The sequence below is a fragment of the Microbacterium flavum genome, from assembly GCF_018717645.1.
In the GTDB taxonomy this organism is placed as follows: domain Bacteria; phylum Actinomycetota; class Actinomycetes; order Actinomycetales; family Microbacteriaceae; genus Microbacterium; species Microbacterium flavum.
In genome coordinates this window covers 129,515-146,647 of the sequence record NZ_JAFLHG010000010.1, presented here as the reverse complement: position 1 = coordinate 146,647, position 17,133 = coordinate 129,515, and the positions used below count along the sequence as shown (strand labels likewise).

At 63.8% G+C, this 17,133-nt stretch carries 14 protein-coding genes and 1 pseudogene; 8 read left to right on the top strand and 7 right to left on the bottom strand.

Features of this window, described 5'->3' with window-relative positions:
• The first annotated feature begins 70 nt into the window (after positions 1 to 70).
• Positions 71 to 3,313 carry an SIR2 family protein gene (locus J0P97_RS11765; RefSeq protein WP_372449708.1) on the top strand — a complete coding sequence of 1,081 codons (3,243 nt, stop codon included), beginning with the start codon at positions 71 to 73 and terminating at the stop codon, positions 3,311 to 3,313.
• A gap of 288 nt (positions 3,314 to 3,601) precedes the next feature.
• Here the strand turns inward: J0P97_RS11765 and J0P97_RS11760 are convergent, their stop codons facing one another.
• The 4 genes from J0P97_RS11760 to J0P97_RS11745 all read right to left on the bottom strand — a co-directional run bounded on the left by J0P97_RS11760 (position 3,602) and on the right by J0P97_RS11745 (position 10,533).
• Positions 3,602 to 6,271 (bottom strand): NB-ARC domain-containing protein, encoded by a 2,670-nt coding sequence (locus tag J0P97_RS11760; RefSeq protein ID WP_215487969.1) that lies wholly within the window; start codon positions 6,269 to 6,271, stop codon positions 3,602 to 3,604.
• 159 nt (positions 6,272 to 6,430) lie between these two features.
• Complete coding sequence (locus J0P97_RS11755) at positions 6,431 to 7,063, bottom strand: metallophosphoesterase (protein ID WP_215487968.1); 633 nt, start codon at positions 7,061 to 7,063, stop codon at positions 6,431 to 6,433.
• Positions 7,064 to 7,438: 375 nt separating this feature from the next.
• Entirely contained in the window at positions 7,439 to 9,196 is a 1,758-nt protein-coding gene (locus J0P97_RS11750) for a glycoside hydrolase family 3 protein (protein ID WP_215487967.1), read from the bottom strand.
• Between the two features lie 71 nt (positions 9,197 to 9,267).
• Positions 9,268 to 10,533 (bottom strand): MFS transporter, encoded by a 1,266-nt coding sequence (locus J0P97_RS11745; protein ID WP_215487966.1) that lies wholly within the window; start codon positions 10,531 to 10,533, stop codon positions 9,268 to 9,270.
• Between the two features lie 151 nt (positions 10,534 to 10,684).
• Between J0P97_RS11745 and J0P97_RS11740 the strand changes: the two genes are divergently transcribed.
• A complete protein-coding gene (locus J0P97_RS11740) occupies positions 10,685 to 11,695 on the top strand; it encodes a LacI family DNA-binding transcriptional regulator (protein WP_308163551.1) in 1,011 nt (336 codons plus the stop codon).
• Positions 11,696 to 11,896: 201 nt separating this feature from the next.
• Positions 11,897 to 12,277, top strand: a pseudogene (locus J0P97_RS11735) (recombinase family protein); the annotation flags it as partial.
• 21 nt (positions 12,278 to 12,298) lie between these two features.
• On the opposite strand, the gene J0P97_RS11730 reads toward J0P97_RS11735, so the two are convergent.
• Both J0P97_RS11730 and J0P97_RS11725 read right to left on the bottom strand, forming a co-directional pair.
• Complete coding sequence (locus tag J0P97_RS11730) at positions 12,299 to 13,042, bottom strand: SDR family oxidoreductase (RefSeq protein ID WP_215487964.1); 744 nt, start codon at positions 13,040 to 13,042, stop codon at positions 12,299 to 12,301.
• Positions 13,039 to 13,455, bottom strand: a complete 417-nt coding sequence (locus tag J0P97_RS11725) for a hypothetical protein (protein ID WP_246540304.1) — start codon at positions 13,453 to 13,455, stop codon at positions 13,039 to 13,041. The genes J0P97_RS11730 and J0P97_RS11725 overlap by 4 nt, the downstream gene beginning before the upstream one ends.
• 91 nt (positions 13,456 to 13,546) lie before the next feature.
• Here J0P97_RS11725 and sigJ point away from each other — a divergent pair, with 91 nt between their 5' ends.
• The 4 genes from sigJ (at position 13,547) to J0P97_RS11705 (ending at position 16,128) form a co-directional block, all read left to right on the top strand.
• A complete protein-coding gene (sigJ, locus tag J0P97_RS11720; protein ID WP_215487963.1) occupies positions 13,547 to 14,455 on the top strand; it encodes an RNA polymerase sigma factor SigJ in 909 nt (302 codons plus the stop codon).
• A gap of 26 nt (positions 14,456 to 14,481) precedes the next feature.
• Positions 14,482 to 14,922 (top strand): GNAT family N-acetyltransferase, encoded by a 441-nt coding sequence (locus tag J0P97_RS11715; protein WP_215487962.1) that lies wholly within the window; start codon positions 14,482 to 14,484, stop codon positions 14,920 to 14,922.
• Positions 14,923 to 15,019: 97 nt separating this feature from the next.
• Complete coding sequence (gene kilB / locus J0P97_RS11710; RefSeq protein WP_215487961.1) at positions 15,020 to 15,505, top strand: plasmid transfer protein KilB; 486 nt, start codon at positions 15,020 to 15,022, stop codon at positions 15,503 to 15,505.
• 14 nt (positions 15,506 to 15,519) lie between these two features.
• The gene (locus tag J0P97_RS11705) at positions 15,520 to 16,128 is read left to right on the top strand and encodes a GNAT family N-acetyltransferase (protein WP_308163553.1); all 609 of its coding nucleotides are present in this window, start codon (positions 15,520 to 15,522) and stop codon (positions 16,126 to 16,128) included.
• A gap of 40 nt (positions 16,129 to 16,168) precedes the next feature.
• Here J0P97_RS11705 and J0P97_RS11700 read toward each other — a convergent pair whose 3' ends face one another.
• Positions 16,169 to 16,657, bottom strand: a complete 489-nt coding sequence (locus J0P97_RS11700) for a 2'-5' RNA ligase family protein (protein WP_215487960.1) — start codon at positions 16,655 to 16,657, stop codon at positions 16,169 to 16,171.
• 60 nt (positions 16,658 to 16,717) lie between these two features.
• Between J0P97_RS11700 and J0P97_RS11695 the strand changes: the two genes are divergently transcribed.
• A complete protein-coding gene (locus J0P97_RS11695) occupies positions 16,718 to 17,002 on the top strand; it encodes a hypothetical protein (protein ID WP_215487959.1) in 285 nt (94 codons plus the stop codon).
• Positions 17,003 to 17,133 lie beyond the last annotated feature (131 nt).

Below are 17,133 nucleotides of genomic sequence, written 5' to 3'. Positions count from 1 at the left end.
GACCGCGGCGGCCTTCTCCTCCGGCGAATACCGACGCGTCGTCGGCTTCCCCACTGTCTGCTCTTTCGGCATAACCCCATCCTCGTTTCCAAGGTCAGGAGTCTCCAACAAACTCAGGGCGCTTCAGGCGGACGGTATCGCCATAGCGGACACGTGGATTGGTCCCGCACTACCGATCGGAGACCACTTCGAGGGCATCGTCCATTTGCACGGATCGTTGAACCGCGCGGCGCAGGAGCTCGTCCTGACGGATGAGGACTTCGGCCGGGCGTACCTCACGTACGCCTGGGCCACCCGATTCCTCATCCCGATGTTTCAGGAGTTCACGGTGGTGTTCGTGGGCTACAGCCATGACGACCCCATCATGAGATACCTGGCACTGGGCTTGCCGTCACGCACACCGCGGTTCGTGTTCACCCAGAAGCTCCCCGTCAACGACCCCAAGTGGGGTCGGTTGGGCATCGAGCCAATCAATTACCCCGTCGTCGGTGGTGATCACGCGGCGTTACCTACCGCACTCACTGCCTGGGCGGTTCGCTCCCGCATGGGTCAGGTCGAACACGCCGCACAAATCCGGTCCATCGTGGGCGCCGGGCCGCGGATGACCCCCGTGGATCGTGACTACTTGTTGGCACGGCTCGACATCGAAGAAGGGACACGCGAGTTTGCTTCGGCTACAACATCGATAGGCCGTGAGCTTCAGGTCGCTTGGTTGAACTGGCTTGAAGACCATGAGCCATTCAAGGCAGTGTTTCGTGCGGAGGCGCCTTCGCCGGCAGCCAACGTGCTCGCCAGCTGGTTCTGCCGGACTTTCGTCGTCTCTCCCGAATTGAATGGTGCGGCGCTCCAAACGGTACAGCGACTCGGAATGGCGTTCGGCGACGGTCTATTCGATCAACTCTGCTGGTCTACAGAAGAACTGGGGAAGAGCGACGTTGACGCGGCACGCCGATGGCGAGCTGTTTTGGCAACTTCCGTAGCGGGGCAGTCGACGCCGCCGCGAACAGAGCTCCTCTTGCCCTACTTCGCGGCCGACACAGTCGAGGACAATGCGATTCTTCGCGCGGCGCTCAAGCCCCAGCTGATCCTCAAACGGCGCTGGTACCGAGACGATGCCGACGATCTGACAGCCGTCCCGCACGCTGAGGTTTATTGGAAGATCGACGAGCACCACCTCACAGTCCACCTGAACAAACTGATCGACTCGACGCTCGCAGGCGACCCTGTAGTCATGTCGATGCTTGTCGACGCACTACTCGCTGCCTATGACCTGGACGAGGCGTTCCACTCCGGCAGAGCAGACTGGGATGGGTTGAGCTTCGGTCGATCTGCAATCGAGCCCCACGAGCAGGACTCCCTTCGTACCCCTCTCGATGCGATCATCGACAGCCTCCGAGCCATTGGGGAGCGCGCGCTAGAGCTGGAACCGAACCTCGCGACGCGCTGGTGGGCGTTGGGACGGCCCCTCTTTAGGCGCCTCGCGATTCATCTGATTGCACGAGACACCGAACTGTCGGCCGATAACAAGATCCAGTGGCTGCTAGATCACGACGCGCTATATGCACCCCACCTCAAGCACGAGGTCTATCAGGTGCTTGCGGTTGCGACGAGCGATGCAACCAAACCCTCTCGCGCACGTCTCCTCGAAATGGTGATGGCTGGACCCGAGTACCCCGAAGATCTCGAAGATCGCGATGCGCACATCGCCTACGCGAAGTACAACCTGCTCGTGTGGTTGACATTGGCGATGCCCGCATGGAAACCCGCGCAGAAGGCTCGCCGATCAATCCTCCGCAAACACCCCCATTTCGGCCCGCGGGACCATCCAGACTTTGACACGTGGTCGTCGATCGGGGACGTGGAAACCTCACCTCCAATGGAGCCGGCGGAGTTCATCGCCTCCTGGCGGCAGAACCCCGAAGGAGCCTTGGCCGCCTTCCTCGACCGTGACTACTCCGAGAGACGCTGGGATGGTCCAACCTGGCATGACGCGCTGGGCCTCGTCGGAGGCATATCGCAGACCGACCCAGGGGTCGGCGATGCGCTGTGGACCCTGATGGAACAGACGGTCGACTTGGACGCTTCCAAGGCAACCGACATGCGAATCGCAATCGTTGAAGGCTGGGCGAGGGCGGACCTTCCCGCCGTCGATCAGGTCGTCGATCGACTAAGCACACTGATTGAGCAGCCAAGAGCCTCACGCGCAGTGAGTCGGTTTCTTTTGGACCAGGCTCGTCGCAAGATAGAGGATCCCGAAAGCTCCAGTACTTGGCAGATGCGGGATGTCGCAATGAGCCTTTGGAGCGCACAGTCGGCCACTTTCTCACATGCTGAGAGCACAGATCCTGTGTCCATGGCGCCCCTCTACCTCAACTCGTGGCCTGGAGATCTCGCCCAATACTGGACGGCCGAGATCGACAACCGCTGGCGCAACCACCGTGACGACTGGGCCGGACTGGACGGCGGGGAGCGAGCGGCCATCGAGGAGATGCTGAACGGATCTCACGATACCCGGGATGCGACTCTGCCAGCGCTTTCGAGCGAGGTCTTCTTCCTCTTCGCCGCCGACCCAGATTTCACGACCCAGCACATCATCCCTCTCTTTCAGCGACCAGCAACCGCTCGCCTCGCATGGCACCCCTATCTGTTCCACGCGCGCTACAACGACCGGCTATTGGCGGCAGGCATGCTGCAGGCGACGATCGGTCAGTGGGAGCGTCTAGACGAGATCCACGACAACGCTCTTCTGTTCCGTTTCTACGGCCTGGTCGCCTCCATCGTCTCATTCGCGGCCATCACGGCTGATGATCGACGGACTCTGCTCGATCAGAGTGTGCTCGTAGACGACGGCAGGCGCGCGTCCGACTTCGCGGACGCCGTATCGCGATTCCTTCGGGAAGACACCATCAACGGCTCTGAGATATGGGTTGAATGGCTCGGATCCCATCTGAGCAACAGAGTGAACGGCGTCCCGCGCGTCGCTCGAAGTGAAGAACTGCAGAGCTGGGCAGACGTCGTCCCGCATCTCGGTCAGCACATTCCTGACGCGGTAGAGCTTCTCGCTGGACACGGCATTGGGCTTGGCCGTCGCTTCACGGTGCCCCGCTTCCCCGACGGCGCGGTGACCTCCTACGGTGCGCTTCTGGTCGAGCACTATGCCGAACGTGTCCGCAACTCGTCGCCGGACGATGACTACTCGATGACTTACCGGGTCGGGCAGCTCGTAGAGTCATTGATCGGAAGTCTTGGCGGTGCGACAACGGAGCCCCTCGCGCTAGCCGCGCGTCAGCGCGGGTTCCTTCAACCTGACTAGCTCGAGTGACTGACTAAACGCGGCCGCGATCGCTTTCCCTACTTGTTTGCCCGGCATGACGCCGTTGGTCCCGTGCGCAAGCTCGCCGGTCTCCCATGGGACGATCAGGCAGGTCTTGAGCGGCGCAAAGAATAGGGGCATTCGATTTGTGCCTGCTGTGTGGGCGGCTGTCGCCAATTCGTCCTTCCTCTGGGATCTGCTCATCGATTGCCCGGAAGAGGAGCCCCTCTCGTTCGCGCCCGGGTAGGGATCGGATCAAGTTCGCAATCTCGACGAGCTATCGGATGGCTAGATCACGATCACTTGCTCGGCCCGATCTCGTCCGTCGTCGTCTCGCGCGTGGGTGAACTCCAGTACTGCGCCCACAAGTACGCGGTCTTTGTCGCCCGGCACAGAAAGCGAACCGAAGTGAAAGAAGACGTTTGCGGGGAAATCCGGATGACTGATGAAGGCATAGGACTCGCGCTGATTGACCACGACGCCGCGCAGTCGGCCGGTCGCGGCTGCAGCATCTTCGGTCGGCTCGCTAACGCGGACATCGACCGGCGCCTTCGGTCGGGGGTCGAGTGGGTCGCTGTGCCGGTCGAGGAAGCCGTCGGGTAGCTGGCCGAGCGAGCGCGTGAGACGCTCCCAGGAATCGACTTGCCGGAAACGACCGTCGCGTGAGACGAAGCGAACCTCGACGCGGAGCCGACTTAGTTGCGGGTCCGTAGGCGGGTTGAGATTTCTCATCGCGCGCACGGCGACCAGCAGCGAACGAGCAACCGCTTCTACGAGGCGGTAGTCATGCGTTCCCTCCAACAGCAGAGGCTTGCCGGTATGAACGCCAGACATCGCTTTCTCGAACGCCGAAGGGGGCATCTTGTTCGTCAACTCCTCCTCGGCCCACCTACGCCAACTCTCCACGATGGCGGTCGTGATTATCCGACGCATTTTGTGGCTCTGAGTTAGGTCAAGCGCCTGTTCGAGTAGTTCTTGACCTGCGCCATACTGCTTATCCCACACGAAGAAGTTGCCAAGCGACTGCGCAGTATCGGCGTTCGCCAGAACGGAGTGAGCATACTGAGCAAGTGGAATTGCGGCTTCGAGATCGTGGCCGACCCTCGCAAGGTGACCCGCGAGGAACGAGCTAACGCGCGCTCTCTCTTGCTCGTCCACGCATTGGGATAGGGCGTCCCGATATCGCGCGACCGCCGCGGGTATATTCCCGCGCGTGCTCGCTAGGAAGGCGTCCACGCGGTCAATCTCGTAGTACCCCGGATTCAACATCCGCGCGCGGGATATGTGTGACTCAGCCGATTCGCGATCGCCGTTGCGGCTGAGTCGCAACGCCAGGCGCAACAGGTGGGCAGTTGGCTCGTCTTCGAGCGAGCGGGCCATAACGACATTGGGGTCCAAGACGCGCTGTGCAGCTGCGAGGCGCGCTTCCTCGCGATCTCGGACGAATGCAGCCTCTCGATCGAGCACCGATGTCATTACGGAACTCTCGACGTCGACCCGTGGAAGATAGGCGCGCGCGGTGGCTGACAACTCGAGGAGATCGGGAGCGCCCAACTCGTTTGCGGGCGTCCTCACTACGAGCGAGCCCTGTGCAAGGGTCTGGGAGGATCGCCGAAGGGTGTCGATATCGAGCGCCGCCACGACGGCAAGCTCGTCAAACGAGATCGGTCTGTCAAGCGTGCGCAGGATCGATAGCATCAGCTTGGCGTCGGATGTGAGAGCCTCGTATACGTTGTCGACGCAGAATCGCAACAGATCGACCTGGTTGCGGAGCGCGTCTGTCGGTGTCTTTCCAGCCTCGACGCTGAGCACGTACCAGCGGACCGCAAGGGGCGAGTTGCGGAGACGTGTGACGACATTGAGCGCGACATCCTCCCGCAAACTCGCAAGGCCGGTCTGCCCGCGACGCGAAGCGAATTTTCTAAGGAGCAAGATTGCGTCACGATCCGACAGGCCAGTGATTGGAATCCGGCGCTCAATCTGACCGATTCCAACCCGGCTTGTGAAAAGGAAGGTCACGGATTCCGGGAGGGCGTCATAAAGCGCGACAACTTCGTGGCCCTGCGCCGACTCCAGATTGTCAATGACTATGAGGGCATGCAACCCGGAGAGATAGTCGGCGAGCTCGTCAACGGACCCCCCGAAGGAGCTGTCGAGCGAACGCCCCAGCTCCTCCGTGGCTCCGCTGACATCGCGAATTGCATTCGAAATCGTCCGGACTCCATCAGCAGTCAGACGCTCGTTCTTCAGCGACACCCACAGTATCGCTTCAAAGGGCGGGTCCTGGGCGTCTACCAAGCTATAGCACGCGTCGAGAGCAAGTGCGGTCTTGCCAATGCCGCCTTCTCCCGTGAGTGTGATCATGCGGTCGCGACCCCGTACGAGGAGATCAACCAGCTGACGCACATCATCCGCTCGGCCGACCAGGCCTGTCTCGTCGAAGTCTGCCTCAGGCAGGTTGTGCAGCACGCTGTCAACTGCGGTGTGCCTTGACACTGTCGCCGGCTGCCAGGTCGGATCTTCCTCGAGCGCTGAAAGCACGGTGTCGGTCGCCGGAAAATAGCGAGAGCGAAAGCGCGAAACGAAGGCATAAGCCGTCTCGAGGTCGTCGATCTTGAGCGGGCGACCATGCATTACGCGATTGCGTACGGCCACGAATCCGTCCATCGACCCTACGTTGACCGTGAGCAGGTCCCCGAGATCGCGCGGCAGCAACTGCTTGTGGCGAAGTAGGGTGTCATAGGCCTGACGGAGATACAGATAGTCAGTCAGGGCGCCGGTCTGAGCCTCAACATCCGCATCCCGGCGCTCTTTAAGATCCTCCAACTGAGCACCAAAGACATCTTCAGGATCAAGGTGGTCCAAGAGGTACTGATGGATGCACTGCCTCAAGTCCTGCTCGAGCGAGTCGATCGCAACAAACGCCCTCGCCTTACTGGCGAACGACGGCTCAAGCATTTACGCCTCCTTGGGTGTGCACGAATGCCAGAACTCCGGCCCTTCAATCGGGTCCGAGCCCCGCGGTTCGTTCTCCGAAATCAGCGCAACGACTCTCGCGGAACCCTTGACAACCGCGTAAGCGGCGCGTGGGTCGAGCCAACGCGGATTGGCGTGAGTTTAGCGGATCCCGTCGCCTTCTCCGCAGAGCGCCGCAAGCCACAGATCGATGACTGAGAACGGAAGCGGCGCAAAGCCGAATGCATCCACTCCTACGTGGAACTGCCGCCCGGATGCTCCCCCGTCGCGTGCGTGGGTGTGCCCGTGTATGAGCGGCACGCCGTGATCTCTTGGTCTGGCACCTTCATAACGATCCTCGGCTTGCGTGTCGCCCCGGTATGGGTAGTGCGACGCGAGGAGGCGAACCCCGTGACGGTGGCCCTCGATGATCTCAGGCAAGATGGTCCACCCCGCGTCTTCGTACACCGGTGAGAATCGCTCAATGGCCCGATTGCTCTGCGTAGCCGGCGAAACTCGGTCGTGATTTCCCGGGACGAGATACTTCAGACCGTTCAGCTGCGCGGTCAGCGATATTGATTGCTCGATAGGGCCGAGCGCCAGGTCCCCTAAGTGAAGGACAACATCGCCCGGAGCGACGATATTGTTCCAGCGAAGAACCAGGTCTGCATCCATGTCGCGCAACGACGGAAAGGGGCGTTCAGCCAACTCACGTATCCGATCATGGCCAAAGTGCGTGTCCGACGTCACGAAGTCGATGGCGTCGAAGTCGAACGTCGGATAGTCATTGTGCATGTCGACATCATCCGCGGTCACCGCCGGGGTGTCGAGATCGCTGGAACGCCATCGTGGACCTAGCAGGGCTCGGTCTTCTCGGCGAGCTAATCGCCAATGGGTCGACCACAAAGCTGGTAACCGGGGTTATCCTCGCTATGTCGCGTCGTGCTTGTGCGATGCGACGTCCATCGTCGCCCTGTTGCACGTCGCCGACGAGAGCAGAGTGCTGAAGACAACAGCATTTGTCCCGTGTTCGCTTCCGTGCGCGAAAATCATCCCGCTTGCGATCGCCGCCCGTTTGAGGATCCTGCCTGAGCCAGTGTCTCCAGTGACGGGATTAGGGCAGTTCCCTTGGATGGAACTGCCCTGTCGCGCTCCCCGAGTTCGCTACGTTCAGCCCCTCAGCGTCACTGCGTAGCCAAGCTCGTCTCGGGTCTGAGAGTACCCGGCATGGAACCGGGGCGTGTCGGTGTCAAATGGCACGTCCTCGCGAGAGTTCTCGACAGCTTGCATGGACGAGGGGATGTCGAAGGGGAGGACGCCGGGGATGGAGTGTTTCCCGGTGAGCGCCTCGACGATGACCTGATCGCTGGCTCCGAACTCGCCGATCACGGTCGCGCCGAGATCCACGATCGGCCCGACGATGGCGGGTCGCTCGAGGAACACTGTCACGTAAAGCGGGGCGCGCGCGGCAAGGGACGTGAGATGGTCGATTGTCTCCTGCGGGAACGCCAGCGTGCCGCCGTGGAAATAGTCGGCGACCACGGACCCGCGCCCAATCTCGAAAGGGGCTTCCAGCCGGACGATGATGGCCTCCGCTTCCGCTGGATCGTCCACGGTCTCCAGACCGGAGGTGTCGGCGAGCCCTTCGACGTAGACGCGTGCATCCGCGCGGAGTGGCCCCGCTTCGTCGGAGAGGAGGACGAGTGAGGCGCGCTGTGCGTCGACGCCCTTGTCGAAGAAGACGGGGGATCCGCACAGCTCACGGGCGTGGTCGACATCGACGTGTCGGTTCTCGAACACGCCGAGCTGAAACTTCTCCTTCAGGATGCGTCGGACGGACTGATCGATCCGGTCGCGCGTGATCACGCCGGACTCCACCAGCTCCTCGACGAGCGCAGGATTGCGGTCGCCGCCGAACTGGTCCACTCCCACTTCGATCGCGATGCGGGCACGCTCAAGCGGTGTGAGGTGCTCCAGCCCCCAGCCGTTGGGTCCGAACTCGAGGTCGAGGAACTGTTCGCTTTCGAGCAGGTTCCAATCGGTGACGACGATGCCGTTGAAGCCGAGCCGCCGACGGAGGATGTCGCGAACGACGGGGGCGTTGAATGCGAAGCCGACTTCGTCCCAGTCCGTGCCGACTGGCTTGCCGTAGTAGGTCATCACCTGCGTTGCTCCTGCGGCGAAGGCGCGTTCGAACGGGCGGATGTGCAGTTCCTGCATCCCGCCGGGGTAGACCTGCTCGGGGTATCGCGGGTCGTGCGCGTCGTCGCCCTTCAGCTGCGGCCCTCCACCGGGGAAGTGCTTGACTACCGCGGCGACCGAGTCCGGGCCGATTCTCGGACCGCCGCGCAGCCCTTCGATGAACGCAACGGTGAGTTCGGCGACACGGTCGGGGTCCTCGCCGAATGTGCCGAACCCTCGTGACCAGCGCGGTTCGCTGAAGATGTCGGCCATCGGTCCGAGGTACACGCGGATGCCCATCGCGAGGAACTCCTGACGGATGACGTCGCCGTAGAGGCGAGCGGCTTCGGTGCCGGGGATTGCGGCGATACCGGTGGTCTCCGGCCAGCGCGACAGGCTGTGGAGCGACTGGCCGGTGAACGGGTTGCTGCGGAACCCATGTCGGGGATCCGACGACAGAGTGATCGGGATGCCGAGCCGCGTGCTGCCAGCGAGTTCCTGCAGGGTGTTGTGCCAGGCCGCGACGGCGCCGCTGTTCTCGCCGCCGAGAACATTGAAGTGCGAGATGCCGCGGTCGACGACGTTGAGTTCGGCTGCGGCGAGAGCCTCCGCGTCGGTCATCGCTCCGCCGCCCGGTTCCGTCGAGGGGTGGAACATGAGTCCGGCCTTTTCGGCGACGGTCATACGGCTGAGGAGGTCTTCGACGCGGCGGGAAATCGGAACGGACGGGTCGAGATAGTCGTTCATGGGAAGTCCTGTTCTAGAGGAGGCTGCGGGAATCGCGGTCGTGCGATCGCACCGCGGGGTGGTGAGCTCGGTCAGCGTGCGTTGCGGACGCCGAGAAGGGGGAGCGCTCCGCAGATCGCCAGGGCGCCGCCGAACAGCACCAGGGCGAAGTAGTTCGCGGTTCCGCCTCCGACGGTCAGCAGTACCGGCGCGACGAACGGGATGAGAGAGAAGGGCAGCGTGATGGCGATATTGATCACGCCCAGGTTGCGCGCTGCTGCGAGCTTGTCGCGCATGGCGGCGATGCCGAACGCGATGTAGGTGCCCATCATGATCCCCGCGGCGACGCCGGTGACGAGCGTCACCCCGATGAGGAACGTCGGTACGTCTGTCGACCACGCGATCACGGCCATGCCGACTCCGCCGATCACCGCGCTGGCCGCCAGCAGCGGCTTGCGGCGACCGAGGCGGTCACCGATCCAGCCGGCCAGCGGGCCCACGATGAAGGCGATGATGCCGGGGACGACGTAGACGAGGGTGATGACGTTGCCGAGATCGCCTTCGGGCACGCGGATGACGTCCTGCAGCAGGTACACCGTGTAGGTGGAGACGACGCCCCACGCTGCCGAGATGAGGAAGAGCGATAGGAGCAGCCACGCGAAGTCGGGCTCGCGCCGCGGGCTGATGAAGAACGAGCCGAAGAACTCCTTGGCTCCGAAGGGCGGCAGTGGCTCTTCCGCGGGAGTGTCGTCTTTGAAGACGGCGATCAGTGCGGCGGCGAAGACGAGGGCGACGGCGACAGGCAGGCCGATCTGGGCGAGGATGCTCGTCGGGAACGCTTGGATGAAGAAGACGCCGATGACAAGCGACGCTGCCGACGCTGCTCCCGAAAGGGAGCCGACGATGCCCTGTTGTGCCTCCGGGACCCGGTCCGCGACGATCGCGAGCGTTGCGGCGATGGCTGCGTTCACGAACGCCTGCATGAGGACCCACCCCAGCAGCAGCATCGGGAAGGAGTTCGACAGGCCGATCACGGCGGCGCCGACGGTTGTGCCCACCATGCCGATCGCGATCCAGGGTCGCCGGCGCCCGAACCTGCTGCGCGTGCGGTCGCTGAGGCGACCGAAGAAAGGATTGGCCAGGACCGCAGTGAGAGTTCCCACGCCGGCGGCGATCGAGTAGCTCGTGGTCTTGCCATCCGGATCGATCTCCGAGATGCGCAGGGCGAGCGTCACCGACGCGGGAAGGTTGATCGCCATCCAGATGCCGAACATCGCGAGCGCGTAGATCGCGATGAAGGCTGGGCCGACACGGGTGGGAGTAGTGCGGCCGACGGTGGCCGAAGTGGTCGCGGACATAGGGTTCCTCGTCGTTGAGAGTACTCGGGTAAGGAATTGATCATCGTTTCCGGTAACGTTTCCGGAAACGATTCCGCTAAGGTAGAACACATCCGTCAGGCTCGTCAAGCCCGGGAGGAAACGAATGCCGCAGAAGGTGACGCTCACGGACGTGTCCCGCGCCGCCGGCGTAGGGATCGCAACCGTGTCGCGGGCGATGGGCGACCACCCGGACGTCAGCACGGCAACCCGTGACCGCATCCGCGCCATCGCCCACGAGCTGGGCTACCGGCCTTCTGTCGCTGCGCGCGCGCTTCGCCGTGGTGGATTCCACGCCATCAGCGTCATCGTTCCCGACGATGTGTGGGGTTGGTGGGAGCCGGTGGTGCGCAGCGCCTTCGAAGCCGCCGCCGCCGCCGGCTATCAGGTGCTTGTCCACCCCATCGCCGGCACGGAAGGCGGTCTCGCCGCCGTGATCGATGGACTCGCCAATGTGCAGACGGAGGGCGTAATCGTGATCAGCGTTCCAGACCAGAAGTCCGTGCGAGAAGCGTGCGACCGGATCGGCATCCCCGGCGTCGCGATCGACGACTCGAGTATCGACATCCACTTCCCGTCGATCTCTGCGGCGAACTACGACGGCGCCGCTGAGGTTGCTCGCCACCTTCTCGCGATCGGGCGCTCGCGCATCGCCTTCCTCGGCACGGACGGTGAACCAGGAGCAACGGCTTGGGGCCAGACGCGCTTCATGAAGGAGCGCGAACAGGCGTACCGAGACGTGCTGGAGTCGGCGGGAGTTGCTGTCGACGAGTCACTGATCATCCAAGTGCCGTTCGATGAGACAGCACGCGGATGCCCGGAGCTCGGTCCCCTTCTCGAAGCGGACGACCGGATCGACGCGATCTTCTGCGCGTTCGACCAGCTCGCGGCCCCTGTCCTCCGCGAGCTCGCGGATCAAAGCATCCGCGTGCCCAAGGACGTCGCCGTCGCCGGCTTCGACGACGAGCGCACGGCATTGCTCGTCAATCCCCAGCTCACCACCGCGAGGCAGCCGTACTCCGAGATGGGACGCGCGGCCGCCGAGCTGCTCCTCGAGTCACTGTCCGGCGCAACTCCTGAAGTCAAGCGCTACGAATACCCCACCCAGCTGGTCGAACGCGCTTCGACGAAGTCGGAGACATAGACCTCGTTCGAGCGAACCCACCTCGAGTGAAGCACAGCGTGGGCTTGTCGCTCGATTCCCAATCCGCGGGTGGCGGAGTGGGCACCATGATGGCCTCAAGAGTGCGGTCGATGCGAATGCCCCGTCATCGCCCCGCTCAAGCGCAATGCCCGGATAGGGATCCCCATGGTGCTCTGCAATTGGGCGACGCACGCTGAGCGGATGGATGCAATACAGGTTGGATACGCCAGGGTCTCGACCGCAGATCAGGACCTCACCGCTCAGCGCGACGGATTGCTGCGTTTGGGGGTTCACGACGCGAATATCTACGTCGATCACGGGTTGACGGGTACCAATCGCGCTCGACCCGGGCTCCGAGAAGCACTAGCCGCAGTCCGCGCCGGCGACACACTGGTGGTCACCAAACTCGACAGGTCCCTGCGCGACGCCCGTGAGATCGCGGACGAGCTGACGACGAAAGGCGTCGCGCTGAGCTTGGGTGGGAGCAGATATGACCCCTCGGATCCTGTGGGGCGGCTGCTGTTCAATGTGCTGGCGATGGTCGCCGAATTCGAACGGGACCTCGTCAGAATGCGCCTACGGGCCATCACCGCATCCCGGACCTCAGGCCTGCCCGGCGAGCCATTCTGCGAAGGTCTCGTGGCCGAGCTGTGCTCCCGGGCCCGGAAGCGCCGAGCCGTCGCGTTGACGGCGGCCCGTCTCGCCGGGCAGCGGGATCGCTGGGATCCATCCGCGATACCCCGTCGCTCGTGCGTAGGCCTTCACCATGTCCGAGAGGCTCTCCTCCTTCGGACCGGCGAGATCAGTGACACGACCGGACGGCCCGAACTCGGCGAGTTCGACGAGACGGTCGGCCACCTCGCGTGCGGCGATCGGTTGCGTGCGCATCTTCGGCGCGAGGTGCAGTGGGCCCAGCTTCGCGTTCGCGAACATTTGCGGCGCGAACTCGTGGAACTGCGTCGCTCGCAGAATCGTCCAGGGGACTGCGGATGCCTCGACCAGCCGCTCCTGCGCCTGCTTGCCGACGTAGTAGCCCTCGGTCGCCCCGTCGATTCCGACGATCGAGAGTGCGACGTGGTGCCCGACTGCCGCGCTCGCCTCCGCGTCACGCAGGTTGCGCGTGACGGCGGAGAAGAACGCCACCGCATCCTCCGTTCGCAGGGTCGTCACGCTCGCTACATCGATAACGGTGTCCACTCCGTCGAGCGCGGGAGCGAGTCCGACACCCGAGACGAGGTCGACCCCGTTTCCGCGCGTCAGCACGACGACCTCGTGTCCGTGCTCGCGCGCGGTCTCGACGACGTGCGCTCCGACCCTCCCGGTTCCTCCGGCAACGGCGATCTTCACAGTTCCATCTCCTTCTTCTGGGTCTGTCCGGGCAGCATGAGGACGACGCCGAGCAGGAGCGACGCGCCGAGCGACACCGCGTTGCCGACGACGTCGAGCGGCGCCATCTCGGCGAAATGCGTCGCGTGGTAGATGAAGTGGGGGATGCCGAAGACCGCCCACGCGACGCCGATGACGCGCCCCGCGTCCGGCGTGCGCGAGAACGTCGCCGCGATGCTCGCTGCGGCGAGTGCCACGTACAGCGAGCCCACGTCGCGGATCAGATGCTCGTTATAGGGACCGTCCGCAGCGATCCATACTCGGCCGAGTCCGGGGAAGCTCGTATAGAACGAGTGGGGCCAGACGGCCGCCCACAGTCCGACGAACAGCCCGATGGCAGCCGTCGCCCACAGGATCGTGCGTCTCAGCAGCATGCTCACGACTACCCGACGATGCAGCCCGACAGAATGTGAGGCTCACACTCCGACGTGCTGCGCCGTCAGTAGGGTGCAGGAGGGAGCATCCATGACCGAGGACCTCGACCCACGCGCGCTGGACGCGGAAAGACGCCAGCTCATGGGTCTCGCGTACCGCATGCTCGGCACCGTCGCCGACGCCGAGGACGCCGTGCAGGACACGTACACGCGGTGGTATCGGATGACGGATGCCGAACGCGCTGCGATCTCGTCGCCCGGCGCGTGGCTGACCCGCGTCGCGAGCCGAGTCTGCCTCGACATGCTGACGTCGGCTCGCGCGCGGCGGGAGCGCTATGTCGGTGAATGGCTGCCCGAGCCCCTGCCGGGATCCGAGATCTTCGGAACTGCGGCTGCCGATCCGCTCGACCGGGTCACCCTCGACGACACCGTGTCCACCGCCCTGCTCGTGGTGCTCGAGTCGCTGACGCCCGCCGAACGGGTCGCGTTCGTTCTGCACGATGTGTTCGGCCTGCCGTTCGCCGAGATAGCCGACGCCGTCGGCCGTTCGGTCGAGGCAACGCGGCAGCTCGCCTCCCAGGCCCGCAAGCACGTGCGGGAGCGACGTTCGGGCGCTGCGCCCCGCGCAGTGCACGATTCCCTCGCGCAGGCGTTCGCGCTCGCGTGCGCGACAGGCGACCTCACAGGGCTCGTGGCGATCCTCGACCCCGAGGTCGCGCTGCACTCCGACGGTGGCGGGTTCGTGTCGGCCGCGCGCCGACCCGTCGTCGGCTCAGACCGCGTCGCGCGGTTCATGCTCGGCATCCCGCGCCTTGCACCCGATGCTCAGATCGCGCCCACCATCACGCCCGACGGTCTCGGCTTCTACGTCACCCTGGACGGCGCTCCGCACAGCGTGATCACGGTCGGCGTGCGCGGCGACCGCATCACCGACGTGTGGATCATGCGGAACCCCGAAAAGCTCACCCTTTGGCCGGCCTCGATGATCGATCCGGTCTGACTCCGGAACGCTCGTAACCTGAGTGCGTGCACATCTCCTTGCGCCCGAGCATCCCGCAGGACATCGACTGGCTGGTCGAACTGCGCGCTCGGGTCCTCCGTGCGGATCTCGAACGCCTCGGCCGGTACGACGAGCGCCGCGTGCGAGAGAGGATGCGGCGGAGCTTCAACCCGGAATGGACGCGGATCATTTCCGTCGCCGGCTCCGACGTCGGGTGCATCACGACCCGCACGGATGGGCCTGTGCGCTGGATCGAGCACTTCTACCTCGAACCCGCACTGCAGGGCCGCGGTGTCGGCAGCGAGGTGCTCCGACGAGTTGCCGCCGAAGCCTTCACGGGCAGCACGCGCCTCAATGTCCTGCAAGGCAGCGCGGCCCGGCGGCTCTACGAGCGACACGGCTTCATCACCGACTCGGAAGACGACGTCGACGTCTACATGACTCTCAAGTCACCCGATCACGCGTAGCGGGGGCGGATCGTTGACCTCTCGGCGTAGGACCGCTATCCGCGTTCAATAACAGCCGCGTCTGGCTTTGGCACAGCGGACAGTCGAGACTGATGAGGTGACGGATTACGTGCCCAGCCTCATCGCTGTTGTCGGAACCCTTCTTGGCGCGACGCTCGCTTTCGTCTTCCAGAGCCGACTCAGTACCCGGCAAGCAACGCAAGCGCGCAAGGATAGGCAGCGAGAAGACTACGTCGCCGCGGCCACCGAATTAGCGTCGGCAGTTTCGACCCTGATCCAGGCGGAGTACAACCGGGCGAAGCTGAGGTTCACCGGTGTCGAAGGCGAACGGAGAGAGGAAGCGCGGCGAGACGTCTACGACAAGCGGACAGCGACACGCGGCGCTGCGTTCCGTCTGCAACTTGTGGGCAGTCCTGCCGAGGACCGCTCCCTCGTGGTCGCGACAGAGGAACTCATCATGCTATGTCGCGCGATCTCGACAGACACGCCAACCCACGCTGACGCAAAGGCGCGCAAGCGCGCGGCGAACGCGGCGCTCGAGGCACTCATCGGTGACGCGCACCGGCGCATCAACCGACTGTGACGCGTTCACGCGCCATGATCCGTCTCGCTCCGTCATCGGCCCGCCCGCAGCGCACTTTGGAAACTCAGCAATCGCAGAGGTTAACTCGTGCCATGACCCTAACGCTGCGCCCAGCCGCATCGGATGACGCGGCCATCATCACCGATATCCACAGGCTCTCGCGCGAGGCGTACTACGGAGCTGCGCTCGATGCGTCAGACGCTGCGCGCGACCGATTTCCTATGTGGCGGCGACTCCTCGCCGACCCGGCCATGACTTTCACCATCGCGTGGCTCGAGGCGGAGCCCCTTGGATTTATCGCAGCACGTGAAGACTCCGCGCCGACGACGTTCGTCGAGCTCGTCGGCCTGTACGTGCACCCGTCGCACTTCGGGCGCGGCATCGGCAATCGCCTCCACCACTGGTTCGACGACCAATACTCCAGTTATCTCGCGCACCTCGAGGTGTGGAGCGGGAATGAACGCGCCCAAGCTTTCTACCGGCGCCGGCGATGGAACCCCTCGCCGAAGACCCGCGCCGGGCCCGCAGGGACGAGCTTCGTCACCTGGCGCCGCCTCCCCGTCCTGCCAACGCGTGGAGAGGACGTGAGGCGATTAGAAGACCCCAGCCATGATGACCGGTGAAGGACCGGCTATTGCGCGCCCGGCGGCGAGGACTCTGGGGTCATGGATTATCAACGGAGCGGACGCCTAGCGCCTGGCCTGGGGCGCCAAACGGGAGCGTCTCGATGTATTCAGTACCGTTGGCGTACCAAACGAAATCGGCGCTGGTGATGACTTCCTTCGGACGCGGTTCGACTACCCGTCGACTGCGATCGCAGAGAGTTTCCCAGCTGATGCTGTCGAGGCCACCTGCGTAAATGAGTGATAGGTGGAACACCCACTCGTCGAGTGGCAGCTCCCCGATCCGGTGAAAGTCAGTCGAGTCAAGAGCCGATGTCAGGCTGGCGTAGCGCGCAACGAGGGATGGAGTTGGTTCCAGCCTCGCGATCACGATCTGGAACGGGGGAGGAAAGCCGTCGATTGCCTCGACGCTCAAGTGGATCGGAGTCTGACCCTCAGCCCACGTTGCGAGCGCTTGTTTGAGCGCATCGACACGGTCCGGCTCGGAGAAGCCTCGGATGGTGACATGCCCAGTATTCGGGTGTCCCACAGCGTGGGGCGTCGACGCTCGCACGGAGTCGTTGTTGATGTCCCAAAACGACTCGATTCGATGAAGCTGCAGGGCATGGGTATCCCGGTAGGCATCATCGCCATCTGGGATCGGAATGGCATCGAGTACCTGTACCCCGCCAGCCTTCTCGCAAACATCTTCGGGTGCAGCGAATCCCAGGTCGAGCAGCTAGAAATTGCCGAAGATAATGTCAGTCTCAACGGGGTGACGCTCCGCAAGCTGGAGCTTCAGGCGAAGGTAGTCGCGCAGCTGAACGAGTCGACTCCGCTGCCGGAGGAACTTTTGAGCAAACTCATCAATCCACTCGCCTCGGCGATCTCTTAGCAAGCCAACTACTGGCATACACGTATCGCCTCATCGACCTCCGCCCACTGAAGAGAACTAATCGCGCGATGCCGGCACGAGCGCCTGTGAGCAGGGCTCTGGCGCGATGCCGGCGTCCATCGAGCGAAACT

Excerpts from the sequence above, each read along its gene's own strand:
- J0P97_RS11750 (WP_215487967.1), bottom strand. The coding sequence starts at position 9,196 with ATGAACGACTATCTCGACCCGTCCGTTCCGATTTCCCGCCGCGTCGAA.
- J0P97_RS11725 (WP_246540304.1), bottom strand. The coding sequence starts at position 13,455 with ATGCTGCTGAGACGCACGATCCTGTGGGCGACGGCTGCCATCGGGCTG.
- J0P97_RS11705 (WP_308163553.1), top strand. The coding sequence starts at position 15,520 with ATGATCCGTCTCGCTCCGTCATCGGCCCGCCCGCAGCGCACTTTGGAA.
- sigJ (WP_215487963.1), top strand. The coding sequence starts at position 13,547 with ATGACCGAGGACCTCGACCCACGCGCGCTGGACGCGGAAAGACGCCAG.
- J0P97_RS11760 (WP_215487969.1), bottom strand. The coding sequence starts at position 6,271 with ATGCTTGAGCCGTCGTTCGCCAGTAAGGCGAGGGCGTTTGTTGCGATC.
- J0P97_RS11695 (WP_215487959.1), top strand. The coding sequence starts at position 16,718 with ATGAAGCTGCAGGGCATGGGTATCCCGGTAGGCATCATCGCCATCTGG.
- J0P97_RS11755 (WP_215487968.1), bottom strand. The coding sequence starts at position 7,063 with ATGCACAATGACTATCCGACGTTCGACTTCGACGCCATCGACTTCGTG.
- J0P97_RS11745 (WP_215487966.1), bottom strand. The coding sequence starts at position 10,533 with ATGTCCGCGACCACTTCGGCCACCGTCGGCCGCACTACTCCCACCCGT.